Origin of the sequence: Kitasatospora xanthocidica, from assembly GCF_014656195.1 — a bacterium.
In the GTDB taxonomy this organism is placed as follows: domain Bacteria; phylum Actinomycetota; class Actinomycetes; order Streptomycetales; family Streptomycetaceae; genus Kitasatospora; species Kitasatospora xanthocidica.
The window spans coordinates 1-21380 of the sequence record NZ_BNBY01000020.1; the positions used below are offsets into that span (position 1 = coordinate 1).

Genomic DNA, 21380 nt, shown 5'->3' on the forward strand with positions numbered 1-21380 from the left:
GGCCGCACCGGTGTTCCGGTGCGGCCGCCCGCCGTCCGTGCGATGCCTGGCCGGGGGAACCGGCCGCGGCCCGTCGTCAGCCCAGGGCCGCTCCGCTGCCGGCGATGACCTCGGGCCGCAGCAGGGCGGCGAGCTTCTCCGCCGGGAGCAGGCCCTTCTCCAGGACGAGTTCGGCCACGCCCCGGCCGTCGGCCAGGGCCTCCTTGGCGATGGCGGTGGCGGCCGTGTACCCGATGTGCGGGTTGAGCGCGGTCACCAGGCCGATGGAGTTCTCGACGGTCGCGCGCAGCGCCTCGGTGTTGGCGGTGATGCCGACCACGCAGCGCTCGGCGAGGGTGAGGCAGGCCGCGCGCAGGTGGGTGACGGACTCCGACAGCGAGTGCAGGATGATCGGCTCGAAGGCGTTGAGCTGGAGCTGCCCGGCCTCGGCGGCCATGGTGACGGCGACGTCGTTGCCGATCACCTCGAAGGCGACCTGGTTGACGACTTCGGGGATCACCGGGTTGACCTTGCCCGGCATGATGCTCGAACCGGCCTGCACCGGCGGCAGGTTGATCTCGCCGAGGCCCGCGCGCGGTCCGGAGGACAGCAGCCGCAGGTCGTTGCAGGTCTTGGACAGCTTGACGGCGACGCGCTTGAGCACGCCGGACATCTGGACGAACGCGCCGCAGTCCTGGGTCGCTTCGACCAGGTTGGCCGCGGTGACCAGGGGCAGCCCGGTGATGTCGGCGAGGTGGCGCCGGGCCGATTCGGCGTACCCGGCGGGGGCGTTGAGCCCCGTGCCGATCGCCGTCGCGCCGAGGTTGATCTCCTGGATCAGCTCGACGGCTTCCGCGAGCCGGCTACGGTCCTCGTCGAGCATGACGGCGAAGGCGGAGAACTCCTGCCCGAGCGTCATCGGTACGGCGTCCTGCAGCTGGGTGCGGCCCATCTTCAGCACGTCGCGGAACTCGGCGGACTTGGCCGCGAAGGCGTCCTGGAGGACGGCCATCGCGTCGAGCAGGCCGCGCACCGCGTAGACGGTCGCGATCCGGACGGCCGTCGGGTAGACGTCGTTGGTGGACTGGCCGAGGTTGACGTCCTCGTTGGGGTGCAGGTGCCCGTACTCGCCCCTGGCGTGGCCCAGCAGCTCCAGCGCCCGGTTGGCGACGACCTCGTTGGCGTTCATGTTGGTCGAGGTGCCGGCGCCGCCCTGGATGACGTCGACGACGAACTGGTCGTGCAGCTTCCCGCCGCGGATCTCGCGGCAGGCGCCGACGATCGCGGCGGCCTTCCGCGGCTCCAGCAGGCCGAGCTCCTCGTTGGCGAGGGCGGCGGCCTCCTTCACGGCGGCCAGGGCGTCGATCAGGTGCGGGTACGCGGAGATGGGCGTGCCCGTGATGGGGAAGTTCTCGGTGGCGCGCAGGGTGTGGACGCCCCAGTAGGCGTCGGCGGGGACGTCGCGGTCCCCGAGCAGGTCGTGTTCGCTTCGGGTGGCGGCGGTCATGCGGGTCCTCTTCCTGAGGTGGGGTGGTCTGGGGCGGCGTGTCAGGCGGGAGCGGGTACGGCGGGCGGGTCCATCGCCGCCACCGGCCGGATGCCGCCGACGGTCCGGCCGCCGCCGGTCGTCGGCTCCCCGGCGAAGGCCGTCAGCAGCCTCGGGTCGACTCCGGCCCGGGCCAGGGCGGCGGCGGCCACCGGGACGCGCGCCCGGTCCGCCCCGTCGGCGATCTTCACGGCGACGGCTCGGCCGTCCGGGAGCGCGGCGATCTGGACGCCCTCGAAGCCGTCCTTGGCGATCAGCCCGGGCACCGCGCGCATCAGCTCGGCCACGTCCCGCCCCGCGCCGGAGGCCATTTCCGGGTGGCCGCGCAGCGCGTCCGCCACCCGCCGCTCGGCCGTGCCCGGCGCCCCCGTGGCGATGCGGGCGGCAGCGCGGGCGAGGCCGTGCAGGGAGACCGAGAACAGCGGGGAGCCGCAGCCGTCCACGGTGACGTTGGCGGTGTGCTGCCCGGTGAGCTCCTCGACGGCCTCGGCGATCGCCCTCTGGAGCGGGTGGGCCGGGTCGAGGTAGCTGTCCGGGGGCCAGCCTTTGAGCACGCAGAGGTACAGCATCGCGGCGTGCTTGCCGGAGCAGTTCTGGGCGAGCCGGGAGGGCCCGCGGCCCTCCCGGACCCAGGCGTCCCGTACGGCCGGGCCGTACGGCAGGTCGGGGACGTTGCGCAGGTCGTCCTCGGTGAGGCCGGCCAGTGCGAGGATCCGGCGGGCCCCGGCGAGGTGGCGTTCCTCGCCGGAGTGGCTGCCCATCGCCAGGGAGAGCAGGTCGCCGTCGAGCGGCAGCCCGGCCCGCACCATGGCGACGGCCTGCACGGGCTTGAGCGCGGACCGCGGGTAGCAGGCCGCCTCGATGTCGCCGGTGCGGAACCGCGGTTCGCCGTCGGCGCCGAGGACGACGACGGAACCGTAGTGGATCCCCTCGACCAGGCCGCCGCGTATGACGTGGGCGACGGGCGCGTGGAGGGGCTCACGGATCGGGGGCGCGTCCGCGAGGGAACTGCTGAGCATCACTGCCTCGTTCGATGGTGGGGGTTGCTTCGGCCGGCGGCCAGGATCACGAAGTCCTGTCGGCCGCCGGTGTTCTGACTGACAGTCAGGAACGCTCGTCGCTCGCGGCGCGGGCGAGGCCGCGGCGGACCGCGTACCAGCCGGCGACCAGTGCCGCGGCGATCAGCGGCACGCAGAGCACGGTGGTGCGCGCGGCACCGCCGTCGGCGTACATGAGGACCAGGACCGAGGCGAGGAAGGCGAGCGTCACGAGCTCGGTCCACGGGGAGCCCGGCAGCCGGTAGCCGGGGCGGGTGAGCTCGCCGGCCTGGGTCTTGCGCCAGAACAGGAGGTGGCAGACCATGATCATGCCCCAGGTGGCGAGGATGCCGATCGCCGCGAGGTTGAGCACGATCTCGAAGGCGTCGGCCGGGACCACGAAGTTGAGGCCGACACCGAGGACGCACATGCCGCTGGTGAGCAGGATGCCGCCGTACGGCACCTGGCTGCGGCTCATCCGCGCGGTGAAGCGCGGAGCGGAGCCGTTGACCGCCATCGAGCGCAGGATCCGCCCGGTCGAGTAGAGGCCGGAGTTGAGCGAGGACATGGCCGCGGTGAGGACGACCAGGTTCATCACGCTGTCGGCCGCCGGGACCCCGACGTGGGAGAGCACGGTCACGAACGGGCTCTGGCCGGCGGTGTACTTGTTCCACGGCATCAGCATCGACAGCAGGACGACCGAGCCGACGTAGAACAGGCCCACCCGCCACATGATCGAGTTGATCGCCTTCGGCATGATCTTCTCGGGGTTCTCGGTCTCCCCGGCCGTGACGCCGACCAGTTCGACGGAGGCGTAGGCGAACACCACGCCCTGGACGATCAGCAGCATCGGCAGCAGGCCGTTGGGGAAGATCCCGCCGTTGTCGGTGATCAGCGACGGGCCGGGGACCGCGCCGTCCACGGGGTGCCGGGTGACGAGCAGGAAGATCCCGATGCCCATGAAGACCACCAGGGCGCTGACCTTGACGATGGCGAACCAGAACTCCAGTTCGCCGAAGATCCTCACCGAGATCAGGTTCACGGTGAGGACCACGGCCAGGGCCACGAGCGCGATCACCCACTGCGGGACGTCGGAGAACAGGTGCCAGTAGTGGGTGTACGTGGCGACGGCGGTGATGTCGGCGATGCCGGTGGTCGCCCAGTTGAGGAAGTACATCCAGCCCGCCGTGTACGCGCCCTTCTCGCCCAGGAACTCCCGGGCGTACGAGACGAAGGCGCCGGAGGACGGGCGGTACAGGACGAGTTCGCCCAGCGCGCGGACGACGAGGAACGCGAAGACGCCGCAGACCGCGTACGCGACGAACAGCGAGGGCCCGGCTTCGGCGAGGCGTCCGCCCGCGCCGAGGAAGAGCCCGGTGCCGATCGCACCGCCGATCGCGATCATGTTGACATGGCGGGGTTTCAGGGACTTGCTGTAGCCGGTGTCTCCGGCATCGACGTGACGGGTCGTGGGGAGTTGCTCGTCCTTGAGGAACTGCTCGCTCACGCCTCTGGTCTGCCTTCCGTCGGGGACTCCGCGCGCCCGGGGCGCACGATGTCGGTGAGGGTCGTCTCGACGCGGTGCAGGTGGTGCGACATGGCCGCCACCGCGTCGCGCTCGGAACCGTCGATCAGCGCCTCGACGATCGCCCGGTGTTCGCAGTTGGACTGCTCGCGCCGCCCGCCCAGTTCGTTGAGGAAGGTCGACTGACGCGCCAGCGCGTCCCGGATCTCCTCGATGACCCGGCGGAACACCGGGTTGCGGGAGGCCTCGGCCACCCCCAGGTGGAAGACGGTGTCCAGCGCGACCCACGCGGTGGTGTCGGTCTCCCGCTCCATCCGGTCGAGCAGGTGGGACAGGTGGTCCAGGTCCTCCGGGGTGCGGCGCAGCGCGGCGTACCCGGCGACCGGGATCTCGACGTGCCGACGCACCTCCAGAAGGTCGCTGGCGGCGTAGTCGCCGAAGGTGGGGTCCTCGACCGTGTTGGCCACGACGAAGGTCCCCTTGCCGGTCCGCGAGACGGTCAGGCCCATGGTCTGGAGGGCCCGCAGCGCCTCCCGCAGCACGGGCCGGCTGACTTCCAGGGTCCGGCAGAGCTCGGCCTCGGACGGAAGCTTGTCCCCTACGGCGTACTCACCGCGCTCGATGGCGCTGCGCAGGTGGCCGAACACCGCTTCCATGGCGCTGACGCGCCGCGGGACCGAGCCGCCTGTCTGGCTGTCTGACAGGTTCACGGGCCGATCCTGAGGGCTGCGGCCCGGCGGTGTCAAGAGACCGGCGCCGAGACGACGCCTCGCTGAACGTCGCCCGAACACGCGACGGAGGCTCCCCCGGCCGGGCCGGGGGAGCCTCCGTCGTCACTCCGTGCTGGTCAGGCCGGTCGACCGCCCGGGCAGGCTGCCCGGTGGTGACCGACCGGTGGTGACCGGTCGAGCGGTGACCGGCTCAGGGACGACCGGTCGAGTGGTCCACCGATCAGTCGGCCTGCTCGTCGTAGCGGCCGCGGCCGAGGCGGCGCAGGTCGAAGGACCAGATGCCGCGGCCGAAGGTGGCGGCGTAGAGCCTGCCGTCCGGGCCGGTCTTCAGCTGCTGCACCGCCGTGGTGGGCAGGTTGCGGCCCAGCACCCGGAAGTCGGTCTCACCGGGCGCGCGGTAGAAGGCGGCGAGGTCGCTGCCGAGGGCGAGGCCGCCGTTCGGCAGGAGCTTGACGGAGGTGGCGGGGACGTCGGGCAGGTTGGCCGAGACGTCGGTCCAGGTGGCGCCGCCGTCGTGGGTCTCGAAGAGGTGGCCGACCCCCGCGCCGGGGCCCTCGGTCCAGGTGCGCGAGAAGCCGTTGAAGGCGACCAGGACGTGCCGGGCGTCCTTCTCGTCCACCGCGAAGGAGGAGATGTACCGGTTCGGCAGGGTGCCGTCGACCGGCAGGTCGAGCTGGTGCCAGCCGGTGCCGTCGGTCTTGCCGACCGCGATGCCGCGGCTGAAGCCGACGTTGTTGCACGGGCCGCACCAGCCCGCGTACACGGTGCCGTCGACGGTCGCGACCGCCGTGGCGACGTGGCCGGCGCCCAGGTCGTAGGCGGAGGTCCACTCGCTGCCGCTGCGGATCGCGTACCCCTTGTGCTGGACCCAGACGTGCCGGCCGCCGGCGATCCAGGTGTTGCCGTCCTTCGGGTCGGCGGTGATCGGCGCGATGAAGCGCGCGGCGCTGGTGTCCTTGTCGGGCGGCGCGACCTCGTAGGAGGTGGCCTTGGTGGGGTCGGTCTTCCAACCGCCGTTGTTGACGGCGCAGTTCTGGGTGACCCACATGTCGAGGTAGACGTACTCCTCGGCGATGTTGCAGCCGTTGGCCGGGTCGACGAGGGTGTCGGCGCCGTCGCCGCCGAAGTTGGAGCCCATCACCTTGTCGTGGGCGCGCAGGATGGACTGGCCGTTGTCCTGCAGGCCGCCGCTGACGATCACGCCCTTGCCGGAGCGGTCCGCAGGGTCCTTGCCGACGCCGACCGAGTAGTACTGCAGGGTGTCGATGGTGCCGTCGCCCAGCGACTTCCAGTCGGTGGCGTGGCCGGAGGCGTCGGCCGCGCCGTTGACCGGGCGGCTGTAGATGCCGCCGTCGTTGCCGACGTACACGCTGGTCTTGCCCTTGTACCTGCCGAAGGCGACGGCGTGCTGGTCGGAGTGGGTGGTCTGCGAGCAGTCGCCGGTCTGCTTGGCCGGGTCGATGCTCCAGCAGGGGAAGCCGAAGTTCCAGTACGGGCCCGGGACGGTCCAGGTGGTGCCGCCGTTCTTCGTCTCCAGCACCTCCTCCAGGCCGGCGTAGACGTGGTCGGGGTCGGCCGGGTCGACCCGGAGGAACTGGTTGTACCAGGCCTGGATGCCGGGCTGGTAGCCCTCGTCCTGGAGCGCGGAGCCGGAGTTCTTCAGCTTGTCCTTGTCCGCGATCTGGGTCCACGGGCCGAAGGGGGAACCGGACGTGGAGACGTAGATGCCCTTGAGGCCGGTGTCCGGGTCGCTCGCCATGACCGCCGGGGACTGGTCGATCGCGTAGTAGCGCGAGCCGTCCGCCGAGGCGGCGAAGGTCACGTTGCCCACGTTCGCCGCGTCCGTCGGCAGGTCGCCGAGCGACCCGACGCGCTGCCAGGTGCCGTCCGCCGCCTTGCCGTAGAAGCCGTTGTAGGTGTCGCCGCCGCGCCAGCCCACCGCCAGGACCACCTTGCCCGGGTCCTTGGGGTCGATCGCGATGTCGTTGGCGATGTTCTTGTACGGCGCGGCCGGGTCCCCGGCCTTCGAACCGCCCGGCAGGTACTCGGGGTTGGGCGCGAACTCCAGCGTCCAGGGGCCGGACAGCGTGGTGGCCGAGTGGCTCCAGACACCCCGGCTGGTCGCCGCCCACACCTTGCCGCCGCCGAAGCGCAGCGCGTGGACGATGGTCGACTCCAGCTCCGCGCCGCCCACCCGCATACCGGGCTGGAACTCGCCGTGCTTGGGGTCGGGAAGCACGTACACGCCGGTTCCGACGTACGAGGTGGCGCCGGTGTTGGACTCACCGGTGGCGTACCAGAGCCGGCCGGAGCCGTCCAGGTCGAGCGTGCCGGTCGACAGGGACGGCAGTTTATCGGAGATGGACTGCCACTGGCCGCCGCCGGTGCGGGAGCGGAACACCCCGCCGTTGGCGCCGCCCGCGTAGACGTAGCCGTCGTCGTCGGCGGCGATGCCGGTGATCCGGCCGGTGACGTAGCCGGAGCCGCCGCTGGAGTTGGAGTTGACGTCGCGGTAGCGCGGGTCGTCGGAGTCGTACGGCTTGTCCGTGACGTGGTCCCAGTTGCCGCCGGTACGCGGCATCGACTGCAACTGCGCCCAGGCCGCGCCGTAGGCGCCCGGGGCGACCACGCCGGGGGCGGTGCGGGCCTCGGTGTACTGGGCGGTGCCCTCGGCGGAGTTCTCGGCCTCGTCGCCCTCGTCCTCGCCGGGGGCGTCGGCCTTGGCGGTGAAGGCCGGGCCGGCGGTGGCGCCCCCGCCCCGGACCTTCTTCGCGTGCTTCTTCCCGACCTCGGTCTGGTGCTGGGCCTGGTGCGGGCGCGGGTCGGGCGTCGCGGACGGCGCGGCGAGGGCCTGGGTGGTGGTCAGTCCGAGCGCGGTCAGGGTGACGGCGGGCAGCAGCAGCCGTCGGCGTTGCCTGGTGGGCACGATGGTGGGTCCTCCCCAGTGCGGCGGGTCGCGCGGTCGCGCCACCCGGCGGAAACACGGGGAAGCCTGCTAAGCCGATCCGGCCAAGGGAAGAGCCCTACGGTAAGAACCCGGTAATGGCCTTACGGTTTCGAACAGTTGGCATTCACCGAATGGGAACGCCGGGGTGCGGGGCGCCGGGCGCGGACGGTCGCGCGCCGGGCTCCGGATGTCGACCACCCGTCACTTCCGGGGCGTGGGCCCCGGTCACCGTCCGCGCAGCCGCCGGAGGCCCGTGCGCACCGCGGCGACCGGGTCGAAGGCACCGGGACGGTCCCTGGTCAGCGGGTAGCAGGCGAACCCGATCAGGGCCGCGCTGAAGTGGCCGACGCTGGTGTAGTCCCGGCTCTGCTGGACGCCCAGGCCGTAGACGACCAGCACCCCGACGGCGTACAGGTACCGCCAGGGCCGCACGATCAGGTAGGTGAGCACCGCGACCACTCCGGCCAGCGCGTAGCTGACGCCGTAGTCGAGGGTGTAGACGGCCTTCGGCGGGGCGAGCCCGCGGTGGATCGCCCAGCCGAGCACGCCCTCGCTGAGGTAGGTCGCGCCGACGTGCGCGAGCATCGCCACCGAGATCCAGCGCAGCGTGCCGAGCCACCGCTCGGCGGGCACGTGGAAGAGGTTGTAGAGCAGGAAGTAGGACAGCCAGCCCCCGCCCGCGATCCACAGCGCGCTGGTCACCAGGACACGCACCGGTGACACCTGCAGGTGGTGCAGATTGGTCGAGCGCCGCTCCAGGATGCGGTCGGCGGTCGCCGGGTCGACGTGCCGGATCACCTGGGTGGTGACGAGCAGGATCGCCAGCCAGGCGTAGGTGCCCGGAGCGCGCCGGACGTAGGACCACACCGCCCGGGCCGCGCGGGCCCACCAGGGCCGCCGCCGCGCCTCGGAGCCCCTGACGGTGCTGCCGGCCATCGGCGCCTCCTCGACACTCCTCCCCCACCCCTGCCCCCTCACCCTCGCCCCTCCCGGCCGCGATCCGCCGCCGCAGCGGCCCGTCCGGGTGAGCCGCCGACCGCCCCCGCCGCCGCCCGCCGGCCACCCGACGACCGCCCGCCTGCCACCCGCCTGCCACCCGCCCGCCTCCCGCCGCTGACGTACGCTGGCGCCCTGACCTCCCGGCCACGACCCCTCCGGCCACGCACCGGGCGTGCCGACACCGGGAACCGCAGAGCAAGGGCAGCAGGCACGATGAGCGATCGCCTCGCGACGAGGACACCGACCGACACCGCGGCCCCCCGGCACCCCGCGCTGAGAGCGGCCGCCCGCCTGCGGTTCACCACGGCCTACGTCCTGCTGCTGACCGTCACCGCCTCCTGGCTCGCCGGCCAGGGCCACGCCGAGCGGGCCAGGTTCGTCCGGCACAACAGCAGCAACGTGCACCACATGGAAGTGGGCAAGTGGTGGACGATGTTCACCAGCGGCCTGGTGGTCGACGGGGTGCCGGCCTGGGCGGGCATCGCGGCGGTCGCCGCCGCGCTGGGGCTGGCCGAGTGGCGCTGGGGTCCGGCCCGGGCCGCGGCCGTGTTCGCGTTCGGGCACCTCGGCGCCACCCTGCTCACCGAGGGCGCGATGTGGGTGATGCTGACCGTCCACATCCCCGGCGCGCTCTCCCACGCGAGGGACGTCGGCATCAGTTACGGCCTGGTCGCCACCGGCGCCTGCCTGCTCGCCCTGGGCCCGGTCCCGCTGCGCCGCTACGGCCTGCCCGCCCTCGCCCTGGCGCTGGCCACCGCCTGGGCGGTGGACCAGCAGCTGGCCGACGCCGGGCACCTGGTCGCGCTCGGCCTCGGCGTGCTCGCCTCCCGGACGGCCTGGCTGCACCGCCGGACCTCCCCCGCGCCCGCCTCCCCCTGAACCCGTCTGAGCCCGTCTGAGCCCGTCTGAGTCCATCGACCATCCACCGCGACGCCCACCCGCACCCGCCACCGGGCCGGCCCCCCGGCCATATCCCCCAACTCATCCACCGTGCAGTCGAGTTGGCCGCATCGGCAACGAGCGTGGAGCGGCTCCACGGGCACCCACCCCGATGGACTCGATCGTATGCTCTTGCGTTACTCTGCAAATCTATGCCAGAGTGCGGGCATCGGATCGAGTACGCCGAATCCCGTCACACAACGCTGAATCAGGGGCCCGCCTGCGCGGGTCTAAAGGGTGCATCCATGTCGAAGGTCTTGAGCAAGCTGCCGGTCGGTGAACGGATCGGCATCGCATTCTCCGGTGGGTTGGACACCTCCGTCGCCGTCGCGTGGATGCGCGAGCACGGTGCCTTCCCCTACGCCTACACGGCCGACATCGGCCAGTACGACGAGCCGAACCTCGCCGACGTCCCGGCCCGGGGCCGCGCGTACGGCGCCGAGCAGGCCCGGCTGGTCGACTGCCGGGAAGCGCTGGTCGAGGAGGGCCTGGCCGCCCTCGCCTGCGGCGCCTTCCACATCCGCTCCGCCGGGCAGACGTACTTCAACACCACCCCGCTCGGCCGCGCCGTGACCGGCACCCTGCTGGTGCGCGCCATGCAGGAGGACGGGGTCTCCATCTGGGGCGACGGCTCCACCTACAAGGGCAACGACATCGAGCGGTTCTACCGCTACGGCCTGCTCGCCAACCCCAGCCTGCGGATCTACAAGCCGTGGCTGGACCAGGCGTTCGTCGACCAGCTCGGCGGCCGCAAGGAGATGTCCGAGTGGCTCGCCGAGCGCGACCTGCCGTACCGGGACTCCGCCGAGAAGGCCTACTCCACCGACGCCAACATCTGGGGCGCCACCCACGAGGCCAAGCGCCTCGAGTACCTGGACGCCTCGCTGGAGATCGTCAGCCCGATCATGGGTGTGGCCTTCTGGGACCCGGCGGTCGAGATCCTCACCGAGGACATCACCGTCGAGTTCGAGTTCGGCCGCCCGGTCCGGATCAACGGCCAGGAGTTCGCCAGCGCCGTCGACCTGGTCCACGAGGCCAACACCATCGGCGGCCGCCACGGCCTCGGCATGTCCGACCAGATCGAGAACCGGATCATCGAGGCCAAGAGCCGCGGCATCTACGAGGCCCCCGGCATGGCGCTGCTGCACATCGCCTACGAGCGGCTGCTCAACGCCATCCACAACGAGGACACCCTCGCCACCTACCACACCCAGGGCCGCCGCCTCGGCCGGCTGCTCTACGAGGGCCGCTGGTTCGACCCGCAGTCGCTGATGCTCCGGGACAGCATGCAGCGCTGGATCGGCCACCCGGTCACCGGCAGCGTCACGCTGCGGCTGCGGCGCGGCCAGGACTACTCGGTCATCGACACCCAGGGCCCCAACTTCAGCTACCACCCGGAGAAGCTGTCCATGGAGCGCAGCGTCGACGCCGCGTTCGTCCCGGACGACCGCATCGGCCAGCTGACCATGCGCAACCTCGACATCGCCGACTCGCGCAGCAAGCTGGAGCAGTACGCGGTGCACGGCCAGCTGGCGCCGTGGAGCGGCCTGATCGGCGAGCTCGCCCCGGGCGGCGCCGCCCCCATCGCCGCCGGCACCGGCGACGCGGAGGAGTCCACCGCGCTCGACCACGCCGCGATCGAGTCCGGCACCGACTGACGCTCCCGGCACCGGGTGGCCGGTCGGCCGACCACCCGACGCACGACCGTATGACGGGTCACCCCCACGGAGGCCGTCGCACCGCTCCCGGTGCGACGGCCTCCGCCGTTCCCTCGGCCCTCGCGCAGTCCCTCCGGCCGCCGTCCACCCGTTCCGCCCTGCTCACCCGGACGGCCGACCGACCGTGCACGCCGGGCCCCGCCGTAGCTGAATGGCGAACGTGCGCCCGGCGACGGGAAGGCGGGCACGGGGATGGGTGAAGCGGTCGGTTCGATGCTGGCCTCGGCGGTGGCGGTGGCGATCAGCCCGCTGCCGCTGATCACCGTGATCCTCGTCCTCACCGCCCCGCACCGGCAGGCGCGCCGAACCGGCGCTGCCAGCCCGGCCGGCCGTGCCAACGCCGTCGCCTTCACCGCCGGCTGGCTGCTCGGGCTCGCCGCGCCGACGGCGCTCGTGGTCGTGGCCGGCACCGCCCTCACCCGGGCCCAGACCGCACCGACCTGGTCGTCCTGGCTCAAGCTCGCGCTCGGGGCGCTGCTCCTGCTCTCGGCGGCGCGGCAGTGGCACGACCGCCCACGCGCGGGCCACGTCACCCCGCCGCCCGCGTGGCTGCGGGCGGTCGGCCGGTTCACGGCGGCCAGGTCCGCGGGCCTCGCCCTCGCCCTGGCCGCGGGCAGTCCGAGGACGCTGCTCCCGGTCGTCGGCGGCGCCGCCTCGATCGCCGCCACCTCGACCGGTCCCGGCGCCGAGGCCCTGGCCGCGGCGCTGCTCGTGGTGATCGGGTCCCTCTGTACGCTGCTGCCGCTCGCGGTCCACCTGGTGCGCGGCGGCCCCCGTTCCGCCCGGGTCCTGGGCGAGTGGCGGGCCTGGACGGCCACCCACCAGGCCGCGATCCTGACCACGGTCCCGGTCGTGCTGGGCGCCGGGTACCTGGGCGACGCCGTCTCGGTGCTCACCTGACCGTTCGGCACCCCGGGCCCTTGCGACCGGTGCGTCGACGAGCACGCGCCCGCGCCCGCCTCACCGGATCCGCACCACCCCCCGGCCCCGCACCGCCCGGACGCCCAGCCGCGCGGGATCCCGCCGCGGACGCGCCGCCACCGCCTCGCGCAGCGTCATCAGGATCTCCCCGTCGTAGCGCTCCGCCAGCACCCGCGCCAGCTCGGCCGCCCCGCCGGGCCGCGCGTCGGGGGCCAGCTCCGGCAGTCGCCCCGGGGCGCTGAGGTCCTGGGCCTGGGCGGCCCAGCGGGCCGCGTCGCGCCGCTCGCCCTCGGCGGTGTAGTGCACGGCCAGGCAGTGCACGGCCAGCTGGTCCCCGTACTGGGCGGCGATCCGCCACCAGAAGACGCCGTCCGCCGCGCGGCCCATCCCGTACAGCAGGCAGCCGAGGGTGCGGAAGGCGGTCTTCTCGGCGAGTTCGAGGTCCAGGGCCAGTTCGCCCGGCTTCGCGGCGCCCGCCACACCCGCGCACAGGTGCCGCAGGTCGCGCCGGAGCTCCGCCCGGCCGCCGGCCCAGGGGGACTGGCCCGCGCCCGGTCCCGGACTCGTTCCCGGCCCGCCGCCCGCCGCCGGACCCCACCCCGTCCCGTGGCCCAATCCCGGCCCCGGTCCCGGGCCGGCACCCGACCCCAGCCCCGCACCCCCGGTCGAGCCCGACGCCGGGGCGTGCGGCGGTCGGGCGCCCGCCGGCGGCCGGGCGGGGCGCTCCCGCACGGCCGGAACGGGCCGACGGGCGGCGGCGAGCCGCTCGGCCAGCCGCCGGGTGAAGGCCACCGGGTCGTGGTCGTCGAACTCGCGCTCCAGCTCCGCGGAATGCGCCCGCAGCAGGTCCCCGACCCTCATGTCACGACCTCCACGCCGCTCCCCCGCCTCGCACACCCGCGCCCCGGCGCTCACGTCTCCGCCCTCACGATTGCGCCCCGTCCTCGTCCGGGTGCTCCAGCAGGTACTCCAGGTGGCGCCGCCCGAGGCTGTAGTAGGTGCGGGCGGTGGTGTGCGCGATGCCGAGCGACCGGCCGATGTCGGGGTACGACAGCCCGGCCTGGCGCAGCCGGACCACGTCGGCCTGGACCGGCGCGGCCCGCGCGAGTTCGTCCATCGCCCAGTCCAGGGCGTCCAGTTCGGCGAGTTCGTCCAGCTCGTCCTGGCTGGTGTCGGGGCGGCGTTGGGCGATCACGCGCAGCCGTTTGCGTTCGATGCGACGGCGCTCGCGCAGGACGTCCACCACCGCGTCCTTCACCACCTTGAAGGCGAAGGCCTGCGGATCGGCGCTGGCCAGGGCCCGGCGCCAGTTCTTGTAGAGCGTGGTGCCGGCGTTCTGGACCGCGTCCTGCGCGTCCTCCCGGTGCCGCAGGCGCTGCTGGGCGTAGCGGAGGTAGCCGGAGTTCTCGCGAGTGAAGAAGGCCTCGAAATCGGTCGGCAGGTCGCCGAGCGGGTCCGCCCGCAGGCTCCGCTCCTCGCCCGGCCCGGGAGTGTTCACCCACGCCCCCCTTTTCTGGGTCAGCTGGCCGGCCCACCGGGTGGCACGCCGACGGCCCCTTGGGGGCTCGTCGTGTAACCGTCCGGGAGGCGCGGGATGTTGACCGGATCGGGCGGACAATTGGCGAACGTTTCCGTTCACTTTCGAGCAGCACCACTGACCTGCCGGTTCGGGCCCATCGGCCCCACCGGAACACCCTCGACGTGACCCAGATCACATCGCTTCGGGCCTCGGCTTGACAAGCCCCGGGCGCCGACCCCGCCACCCCGCCGCACACCCCCGCCACCCCGCGCGCTTACGGCGCGGGCTCCACCGTCGCCGCGTCCATCGCGGCGGTCACCCGCTCCAGCAGCCCGCGCAGCGCCGCCATGTCCTCGATCGGCAGCCCGGTCGCGGCGAGCAGCCGGCGCGGGACCTGTCCGGCCCGCTCGCGCAGCGCCGAACCCTCGGGAGTGAGGGCGACGGTGACCGACCGCTCGTCCTGCGGGCTGCGCTCGCGGCGCACCAGGCCGGCCGCTTCGAGCCGCTTGAGCAGCGGCGAGAGCGTGCCCGAGTCGAGCCGCAGGCGCTCGCCGATCCGCTTGACGGGCAGTTCGCCGTCCTCCCAGAGCACCAGCATCACCAGGTACTGGGGGTAGGTCAGTCCGAGGTCCCGGAGCAGCACCCGGTAGACGCCGCCGAAGGCGCGCGAGGCCGCGTTGAGCGAGAAGCAGAGCTGCTGGTCGAGGCGGAGCAGCTGCTCGTCCGCCATGCCGGGGAGCGTGGTCATGGCTCCATGGTACCGACCGCCTTCGCGCGATTGAGTTGTGCACAATTGAATTGCGTGCTCTACTGGTGTCACGGCAGGACGCGGCCGGGCCACCGGAACAAGGCGGCCCCCGCATCCCACCGCAACCGAGCAACCGCAGCACCACGAAGGGAACCGACCATGGACGCGCTCTACACCGCAGCCGCCACCGCGAACGGCCGGGAGGGCCGCGCCGTCAGCTCCGACGGTCAGCTGGACCTCGCGCTGGCCATGCCGCCGGCGCTCGGCGGCAACGGCCAGGGCACCAACCCCGAGCAGCTGTTCGCGGCCGGCTACGCCGCCTGCTTCGCCAGCGCCCTCGGCCTGGTCGGCCGGCAGGCCCGGGTGGACACCAGCGAGGTCTCGGTGACCGCCGAGGTGTCCATCGGCAAGGACGGCGCCGGCTTCGGCCTCGCCGTCGTGCTGCGCGTCGAACTGCCCGAGTCCCTCGCGGGCGAGACCGGCGAGCTGCTGGTCAAGCAGGCGCACGAGGTCTGCCCGTACTCCCGCGCCACCCGCGGCAACATCCCGGTCGAGCTGGTCGTCGAGTAGGACCGCCCGCCGGGTGACCGCCCCCTCGGGTGACCACACCACCGGGTGACGAACGCCGGGCCCGCCGCACAGCACGTGCGGTGGGCCCGCACCCGTATCCGGCGCGCTACTCCCCCGCGCCGGGTCCGCCGCCGCCCGGCCCGCTCCCCGCCGAGCGCAGCGTGTCCAGTCTGTGCCGGTACTCCTCCGCGTCGATCTCGCCCCGCGCGAACCGTTCCGCGAGCAGCTGTTCCGGGATCGGCCCCGACGCCCAGCCGTGCTTGCCGGCCGGCCCGTGCCCGCCGGCCCCGGGCGACGCCGGGGCGAGCGGGATGGGCTGCCGCGAGCGCGTGATGTACCGGAACAGGGCGACGGCGACGAGCACGAGGAACGCCAGGAAAAGCAGCGCTCCGATCACCATCAGTCCGATGCCCCAGCCGCCCATGCCGTGGCGGTGCGGGTACCCGTGCCAGTGCCTCATCAGGACCTCCTCCTCCGGCCCCACCGGGCCCGCCGAGGTGCTCAGCGCCTTACCACCATCGTGCGCCCCCCACCGGCGAAAGCGCCGTGAAGAAAGTCTGAGAAAACGTTCCGGCACTCGGCACCGACGACCTCGGGGTAGCGTGCCGCTCGTGACCCCGCACCCGCGCCCGACGCACCGCCCGCCCGACGACGGCCGCTCCCCCGAGCAGCTCGTCGCCGCCGGAGTGCTCCGGCGCCACGCGGACCCCAGCCCCCACCCGGCGCTCGGCCACTCCCCGATCGCCTACGTCGCCACCGCGCTCTGGACCGAGCTCACCGCCCTCGCCATCGCGCCGTCCGCCGCCGAGGCCACCGCGACCGCCCTGCTGCACACCCTCGCCGGCCAGGCCGTGGACGCGGCGCTGGCCCCGGGCAACGAGCGCGCCCCGCGCGACGACCTGTACGTGACCGACCCCGCCCACATCGGCCCGCACCGCCGCGCGGTCTGGTTCCACCGCTCCGGCCCGCAGGGCCCGGTCACCGCCGCCTTCGCCCCTTGAGCGGCGACCACCCGGCCGCCGCTTCGCCGACCCGCCGTCTCAGCGCTCCACCCCGCCGCGTCAGCGCTCCACCCGCAGACTGTGGCAGGCCCAGCTGAGCCGGTCCGGGCCGCCGATCGGCGGCCGGTCGTGGTACGTCCCGTCCGCCACCGACAGGTTGACGATCAGGTACGCGTGCCAGCCGGACCCGACCCCGTGCAGGTCCGCGTAGACCAGCTCGTCCTCGACGTACCAGTCCACCGAGTGGGCGCCGAACACCACCCGCAGGTCGAAGGTCGCCCCCGGGGCGATCCCGACGCCGCCGCCGTGCCAGTACCGGAAGCCGCCGCGGACGTGGTTGGAGATCTCCAGCAGGTCCGGGTGGTCGGGGTGGTACTCGAAGACGTCGACCTCGTTGCCGCCGTCGCGCCAGGTCCAGATCGCCGGCCAGGCGCCCAGTTCGACGGGCAGCGTCACGCGCGCCGACAGCACGTCCCCGGTGCGGACCTGGAAGCCGTCCGGGCTGCCCTCGGTGGTCAGCAGGTTGCAGCTCCACAGGCCGCCGCTGTGCCGCCGGGTCGCGGTGAAGACCCCGCCGGGGCAGTACCCGCGGACGAGGTAGTCGAGTTTGTGGTCGCTCCGGTTGGTCGGCCCCATCCGGGGATAGGCGCTGCTGCGTCCGGCGATCCACTGCCTGGTCGAAGTGAAGTCCGCGTCGAACACGACTGTCACGGCCGCCTCCCCGGTGCCCCGGTGCCCCGGCAGTCCGATCGGCCGGGTACACAGAGTGAGTTACCCGATACGCTCCGCTGTATGCGGAGCTGACGGTCCCGGTCCGTGCCGATCCCCGGCCGCGGGGTCGACACCCCGGGCCGCAGAGCGCGTGCTCAGCCGACCGCGGCCGTTCCCCCGGCGCCGAGCCGGTCGGTCACCGAGACCACGCCGTCCACCGAGCGGCACAGGTTGAGCACGATCGGCACCAGGTGCGGCTCGGGAACGGTGCCGCTGAGCACCACCCGCCCCTGGGTGACCTCCACCCCGATCTCCGCCGGGCTGACCCCCTCGATCCGGCCGAGCACCTCCTCGACGATCTCCCGCCGGATCACCATGTCCTCGCGCAGGAACACCCGCAGCAGGTCGCCCCGGCTGACCATGCCGATGACCCGGCCCTCCTCGTCCAGCACCGGCAGCCGCTTCAGCCCGTGCCGGCTCATGGTGCGGGCGGCCGCGACCACGCTGGTGCCGGGCGTGGTGCAGACCGGCTGGGTCGTCATCAGGTCCTCGGCGGTGACCTCGCCGTCCGGCCCCGCCTGGGCCGACTCCGGCGCCGGGAGGAGACTGCCCGGATCCTCCTGCGCGGCCAGGGTGCGCAGCAGATCGGCCTCCGAGACCACGCCGAGCGGCCGCCCCTCCGGGTCCACCACCGGCACCCCGGTGATGTCGTACTCGCTCAGCAGCGTCACGATCTCCCGGAACCCGGTCTCGGGCGAGACCAGGACGACGGGGCTGGTCATCACGGATTCGACGGTGGCATGCCGCACGCCGGTTCACCTCGTCCAACGGTGCTGGTCCGACCGGGCGCGGATCGTCCCGGCCGGTTACCGGCAGCATGGCGCGCGGCGGCGCGGACCGCCAGGGGCCAAGGGGCCGAACGGGTGGGACTTTGGACCCCGACCGGCGAACACGGCCCCGACAGCGCGCACCCGAACCGGCCCTTGAACGCCGCCGGCTCTCGCCCGGCATGGTCCGGGCGCGTGGAGTCACCCCGCAGACCGGCTCGTACGTGGCCGCAGAATACGCGCCGCACGCCCCCGGTGGTGCGCCTGTCGCCCCGGACGGCGCAACCATCACATGATCGACTCGTTGGACCGTCCACCACGACGGCACCACGGCTCCGGGAGGCCCCTTTGGCAGGACGGACGGTGGGCGCGGCACGTCCGGTGGCGCAGGCGGAGGCCGCGCTGGTGCGCCACTACCGGAGGCTGGTCCGGCTCGCCTACCTGGCGCTGCCGGCCGACCGGGACCGGCACAGCCGGGTGCTCGCCGCCCACGCCGCCGTCCAGCGCGCCCTGCCCACCCGCTGGGCCCTCCGCAGCGAACGGCAGCGCCGGAACGACCCGGACCATCAGGACGGCCTGGGCCACCAGGACTCCCCGGACCACCAGGACGACGCGGGCCACCGGGAGGACCGGACCCACCGGAACGACCCGGCCGCCGACGGCACCACCGACCCGGTCTACGCCGCACTGCGTCTGCGGGTCCTGCGCGCCGCACTCCGCCCGCGCCCGGCCGCCCGGCTGCTGGCACCCCGGGTCTGGGGCCTGCGGCTGTTCACCCCGCACGGCGGCGAGGAGGACGCGGCGCTCGCGCACGCGCTCGCCGCGCTGGACGCCCCGGCCAGGGCCGCCTTCGCCCTGCGGACGGTCGAGGGCCTGAGCACCGACCAGGCCGCCGGAGTGCTCCGGCAGGCCGGGGTGGCGCAGCCGATGGAGGCGGTCGCCGCCGCGGCGGGGGTGGCGTCCGGCCCGGCCCCGGCGCTGCCGGCCTTCGACCCGTGCGCGGTCCGGGTGCAGCCGACCGACCTGCTGCGCCGCCGCCGGACGCTGACCGCCGCGCTGACGGTCGGCGTGCTCGGACTCACCACGACGGCCGCCGTGCTCGGCGGTCCCGGCTCCGGCGACGGTTCCGGCTCCGCCACGGGCGCCCGGTCGGCGTCCGCGCCTCCTCCGCCGGGCGCCGTCGACCCGACCCGGCTGCTCCGGGTGGCGCCCGACGCCTGGCAGCACACCGCGCGGATCGACTTCTCCGCCTGGCCCGCCCGGGGCGACCGCCGCGAGGACGCCACCCTGCTCCGCCGCGCCCTGACCGCCTGGGCGCAGCCCGGCCCGCAGACCCACGCCGAACCGGGCACGGACACCACCCCGCCCGCCGAGGCGCCGCACCTGCTGTTCGCCGGAACGGTGGACGGGACCGGCGTGGTGGTGCTGTACGACGGCCTGCGGATCGCCCGTTACACCGACGGTCCGCAGGGCGGCCTGGACCTCGCCCGCGCCGACGACTCGGACGTGACGACGGCCGGCGCGGTGGCCCTGCGCCGTCAGGGGCCCGCCGTCCGCTATCTGCTGGCGCCCTGGGTGGAGTCCGCCGAGACCCGCCGGATCGACCAACCCGACGTCGCGGCCCGCCCGTTGGACCACCCGGACGGCCTCACCGCGCCGGCGCCCGGCGGCGGGCTCGCGGACTGCCAGGGCGCGACCGTGCTGCAGTTGCACTCCTCCCCGGTGATCGCCGAGAAGCACGCCTTCCTGCTGGCCGACCTGGGCGGCGTCGTCCCCGCGCACCTCACGTACACGCCGCCACCGGACCGCACCCCGTCGGACCGTTCCCCGTCCGCCCAGCCCGACCGTTCCCCGTCGGCCCAGCCCGCCCAGCCCGACCACGAGCCGCGCGAGGCGACCGGCCAGGACGCGCTGCTGGCCTGGGCCCGGGCGGGCTGCGCCGTCCCGGACGGCAAACCGGGCGTCAAACAGCTCAACCTGTGGGCCTTCGCCGTCCAGGCGCTGCCGCAGAACGCGGGCTCGGCCTCCTGGGTCTGCCTGCGCGCCGACCGCTGGACCGGCGACGGCAGCGCGGCCTCGGCCGTCGTCCTGCCCGCCGTCCGCGGCGCGCAGCGCACCGGCGGCGGCCCGGGCCGGGCGTGCAGCCGGTTCGAGCAGGACACCGTGGCCTGGACCTGGTGGCGCTCGCCGCAGGGCACCGAGTACGTGCTGGCGGCGGGCAGCCGCCGGGTCACCCGGCTCACCGTCAAGGGCCCGGACTGGTCGGCCGACCGGGCCGCCCCGGACCACACCCTCGCCGTCGAGCGCCCCGCCCGGGCGGCCGTCCAGGTCGAGGCGCTCCTCGACAACGGCAGCCGCATCGGCCCGCCGCACTGAGCCCCACGCCCTGCCCCGCCCCACTCAGCCCACGCTCCCGACCGTACCAGCCAACTCCACCCCGTAGTCCGGCAGTTCGACACTGCTGACCTCCTTCCCCAGCTCCAGCATCTTGTCCAGCGCCCACCGCCGGTTCAGCACCGCGTTGCGGAGCCGCAGCCCGGTCTTCGTGCGCGGAGCCAGGAACGGCCCGGTCCGGTCGCCGCCCTTCTGGCAGCCCCGGGCGTAGTCGCGGAGCAGCCGCTCGTACCGCTCGAAGGCGGTCCGGTGGTCTCCGCGCGCCCGGGCCAGCTCGCCCGCCAGGACGTACGCGGCCACCACCGCCGTCCCGGTGCCCATGCCGCCGATGGTCGCACCGCAGGCGGCGTCGCCGATCAGGGCGATCCGGCCGTTCGACCAGCTGGGCACGTCGGCCCGGCTGATGGAGTCGAAGTACGGCTCGGGGGCGGCGTCCAGGCTCTCCAGCAGCTCCGGCACCCGCCAGCCGAGGCCCGCGAAGGCCGCCCGGACCAGCGCCTTCTGCTGTGCCGGGTCGTGGCGGTCGTAGCGCAGTTCGGGTGAGGCGAACAGACAGAAGGCGCCGGCCCGGCTCGGGTCCCGGTGGCTCGCGCCGACGGACATCAGCCGGCCGGGGACGTTCAGCCCGACCGACCCGACCGGCAGCCCGAGGTCGTTGGGCAGCTGCCAGGTGGCCGCGTAGTAGCCGAGGTGGCGGACGTAGCGCTCCTCGGGGCCGAAGGCGAGCCGGCGGACGTTGGAGTGCAGCCCGTCGGCGCCGATCACCAGGTCGAACTCGCGCGGCGCGGCGTGCCGGAAGGTGACCCGGACGCCGCCCGGGGTCTCCTCCAGCGCGGCGATCGAGTCGCCGAAGACGTACTCGGCGCGGGAGCCGCTGTGCCGGTGCAGCAGCTGGGCGAGCTCTCCGCGCGGGACCTCCACGTCACCGCCGGCGAACTCGGCGGGCAGGTGCAGCAGCCGGCGCCCGTCGGCGTCCACGAAGGTCATCGGGCTGCCGCCGGTGCCGAGGGCACGCAGTTCGTCGAGCACGCCCATCCGTTCCAGCACGGTCAGGTGGGTGCGGCCGCGGAAGTCGACGTCCTGGCCGCCGTCGCGCAGCGCCGGGGCCAGCTCGACCACGGTCACCTCGAAGCCGTACCGGCCCAGCCAGTGGGCCAGCGCGGGGCCGGCGATGCTCGCGCCCGAAATCAGGATCTTGGTGCTCATGGGGGACCGCTCCGTTCGAGGATCGAGGATCGAGAAACAGTGTCTGGCGGACACTGTTTGTT

At 73.9% G+C, this 21380-nt stretch carries 19 protein-coding genes; 6 read left to right on the top strand and 13 right to left on the bottom strand.

The window, feature by feature from the left end; translation table 11 throughout:
- Window positions 1-76: 76 nt before the first annotated feature.
- The 6 genes from aspA to IE332_RS28230 all read right to left on the bottom strand — a co-directional run bounded on the left by aspA (window position 77) and on the right by IE332_RS28230 (window position 8701).
- Entirely contained in the window at window positions 77-1486 is a 1410-nt protein-coding gene (gene aspA / locus IE332_RS28205) for an aspartate ammonia-lyase (protein ID WP_189921723.1), read from the bottom strand.
- Between the two features lie 41 nt (window positions 1487-1527).
- The gene (locus IE332_RS28210; RefSeq protein WP_189921725.1) at window positions 1528-2544 is read right to left on the bottom strand and encodes an asparaginase; all 1017 of its coding nucleotides are present in this window, start codon (window positions 2542-2544) and stop codon (window positions 1528-1530) included.
- A gap of 85 nt (window positions 2545-2629) precedes the next feature.
- On the bottom strand, window positions 2630-4069 hold the full coding sequence (locus tag IE332_RS28215; protein ID WP_189921727.1) for an amino acid permease: 1440 nt from the start codon (window positions 4067-4069) through the stop codon (window positions 2630-2632).
- Window positions 4066-4743: a FadR/GntR family transcriptional regulator gene (locus tag IE332_RS28220; RefSeq protein WP_189922005.1), complete on the bottom strand. Its 678-nt coding sequence runs from the start codon at window positions 4741-4743 to the stop codon at window positions 4066-4068. The genes IE332_RS28215 and IE332_RS28220 overlap by 4 nt, the downstream gene beginning before the upstream one ends.
- A gap of 295 nt (window positions 4744-5038) precedes the next feature.
- Window positions 5039-7744, bottom strand: coding sequence for a ligand-binding sensor domain-containing protein (locus IE332_RS28225; RefSeq protein ID WP_373313861.1), 2706 nt, complete (start codon window positions 7742-7744; stop codon window positions 5039-5041).
- A gap of 246 nt (window positions 7745-7990) precedes the next feature.
- Window positions 7991-8701 (bottom strand): rhomboid-like protein, encoded by a 711-nt coding sequence (locus IE332_RS28230; protein ID WP_189921729.1) that lies wholly within the window; start codon window positions 8699-8701, stop codon window positions 7991-7993.
- A 276-nt stretch (window positions 8702-8977) separates the two neighbouring features.
- Between IE332_RS28230 and IE332_RS28235 the strand changes: the two genes are divergently transcribed.
- From IE332_RS28235 to IE332_RS28245, 3 genes are all read left to right on the top strand, one after another.
- Window positions 8978-9643 (top strand): rhomboid-like protein, encoded by a 666-nt coding sequence (locus tag IE332_RS28235; protein ID WP_229928980.1) that lies wholly within the window; start codon window positions 8978-8980, stop codon window positions 9641-9643.
- Window positions 9644-9948: 305 nt separating this feature from the next.
- On the top strand, window positions 9949-11361 hold the full coding sequence (argG, locus tag IE332_RS28240) for an argininosuccinate synthase (protein WP_189921731.1): 1413 nt from the start codon (window positions 9949-9951) through the stop codon (window positions 11359-11361).
- A 252-nt stretch (window positions 11362-11613) separates the two neighbouring features.
- Entirely contained in the window at window positions 11614-12321 is a 708-nt protein-coding gene (locus tag IE332_RS28245) for a GAP family protein (protein ID WP_189921733.1), read from the top strand.
- Window positions 12322-12381: 60 nt separating this feature from the next.
- On the opposite strand, the gene IE332_RS28250 is transcribed toward IE332_RS28245, so the two are convergent.
- The 3 genes from IE332_RS28250 to IE332_RS28260 all read right to left on the bottom strand — a co-directional run bounded on the left by IE332_RS28250 (window position 12382) and on the right by IE332_RS28260 (window position 14609).
- On the bottom strand, window positions 12382-13203 hold the full coding sequence (locus IE332_RS28250) for a hypothetical protein (protein ID WP_189921735.1): 822 nt from the start codon (window positions 13201-13203) through the stop codon (window positions 12382-12384).
- 64 nt (window positions 13204-13267) lie between these two features.
- Window positions 13268-13840, bottom strand: a complete 573-nt coding sequence (locus tag IE332_RS28255) for an RNA polymerase sigma factor (protein WP_189921737.1) — start codon at window positions 13838-13840, stop codon at window positions 13268-13270.
- A gap of 295 nt (window positions 13841-14135) precedes the next feature.
- The gene (locus IE332_RS28260) at window positions 14136-14609 is read right to left on the bottom strand and encodes a MarR family winged helix-turn-helix transcriptional regulator (protein ID WP_189921739.1); all 474 of its coding nucleotides are present in this window, start codon (window positions 14607-14609) and stop codon (window positions 14136-14138) included.
- 159 nt (window positions 14610-14768) lie between these two features.
- Here IE332_RS28260 and IE332_RS28265 point away from each other — a divergent pair, with 159 nt between their 5' ends.
- A complete protein-coding gene (locus IE332_RS28265; RefSeq protein WP_189921741.1) occupies window positions 14769-15179 on the top strand; it encodes an organic hydroperoxide resistance protein in 411 nt (136 codons plus the stop codon).
- 106 nt (window positions 15180-15285) lie between these two features.
- On the opposite strand, the gene IE332_RS28270 is transcribed toward IE332_RS28265, so the two are convergent.
- Window positions 15286-15639: an SHOCT domain-containing protein gene (locus IE332_RS28270; RefSeq protein WP_189921743.1), complete on the bottom strand. Its 354-nt coding sequence runs from the start codon at window positions 15637-15639 to the stop codon at window positions 15286-15288.
- A 151-nt stretch (window positions 15640-15790) separates the two neighbouring features.
- Between IE332_RS28270 and IE332_RS28275 the strand changes: the two genes are divergently transcribed.
- On the top strand, window positions 15791-16180 hold the full coding sequence (locus IE332_RS28275; RefSeq protein WP_189921746.1) for a hypothetical protein: 390 nt from the start codon (window positions 15791-15793) through the stop codon (window positions 16178-16180).
- 60 nt (window positions 16181-16240) lie between these two features.
- Here IE332_RS28275 and IE332_RS28280 read toward each other — a convergent pair whose 3' ends face one another.
- Together IE332_RS28280 and IE332_RS28285 are read right to left on the bottom strand one after the other, a co-directional pair.
- On the bottom strand, window positions 16241-16891 hold the full coding sequence (locus IE332_RS28280) for a LamG domain-containing protein (protein ID WP_189921748.1): 651 nt from the start codon (window positions 16889-16891) through the stop codon (window positions 16241-16243).
- 155 nt (window positions 16892-17046) lie between these two features.
- On the bottom strand, window positions 17047-17700 hold the full coding sequence (locus tag IE332_RS28285; RefSeq protein ID WP_189921757.1) for a CBS domain-containing protein: 654 nt from the start codon (window positions 17698-17700) through the stop codon (window positions 17047-17049).
- A gap of 381 nt (window positions 17701-18081) precedes the next feature.
- On the opposite strand from IE332_RS28285, the gene IE332_RS42010 reads away from it, so the two are divergent.
- On the top strand, window positions 18082-20094 hold the full coding sequence (locus IE332_RS42010; RefSeq protein ID WP_268256631.1) for a hypothetical protein: 2013 nt from the start codon (window positions 18082-18084) through the stop codon (window positions 20092-20094).
- A gap of 24 nt (window positions 20095-20118) precedes the next feature.
- Here IE332_RS42010 and IE332_RS28295 read toward each other — a convergent pair whose 3' ends face one another.
- Window positions 20119-21318 (bottom strand): FAD-dependent monooxygenase, encoded by a 1200-nt coding sequence (locus IE332_RS28295; protein WP_189921762.1) that lies wholly within the window; start codon window positions 21316-21318, stop codon window positions 20119-20121.
- Between the last annotated feature and the right edge of the window lie 62 nt (window positions 21319-21380).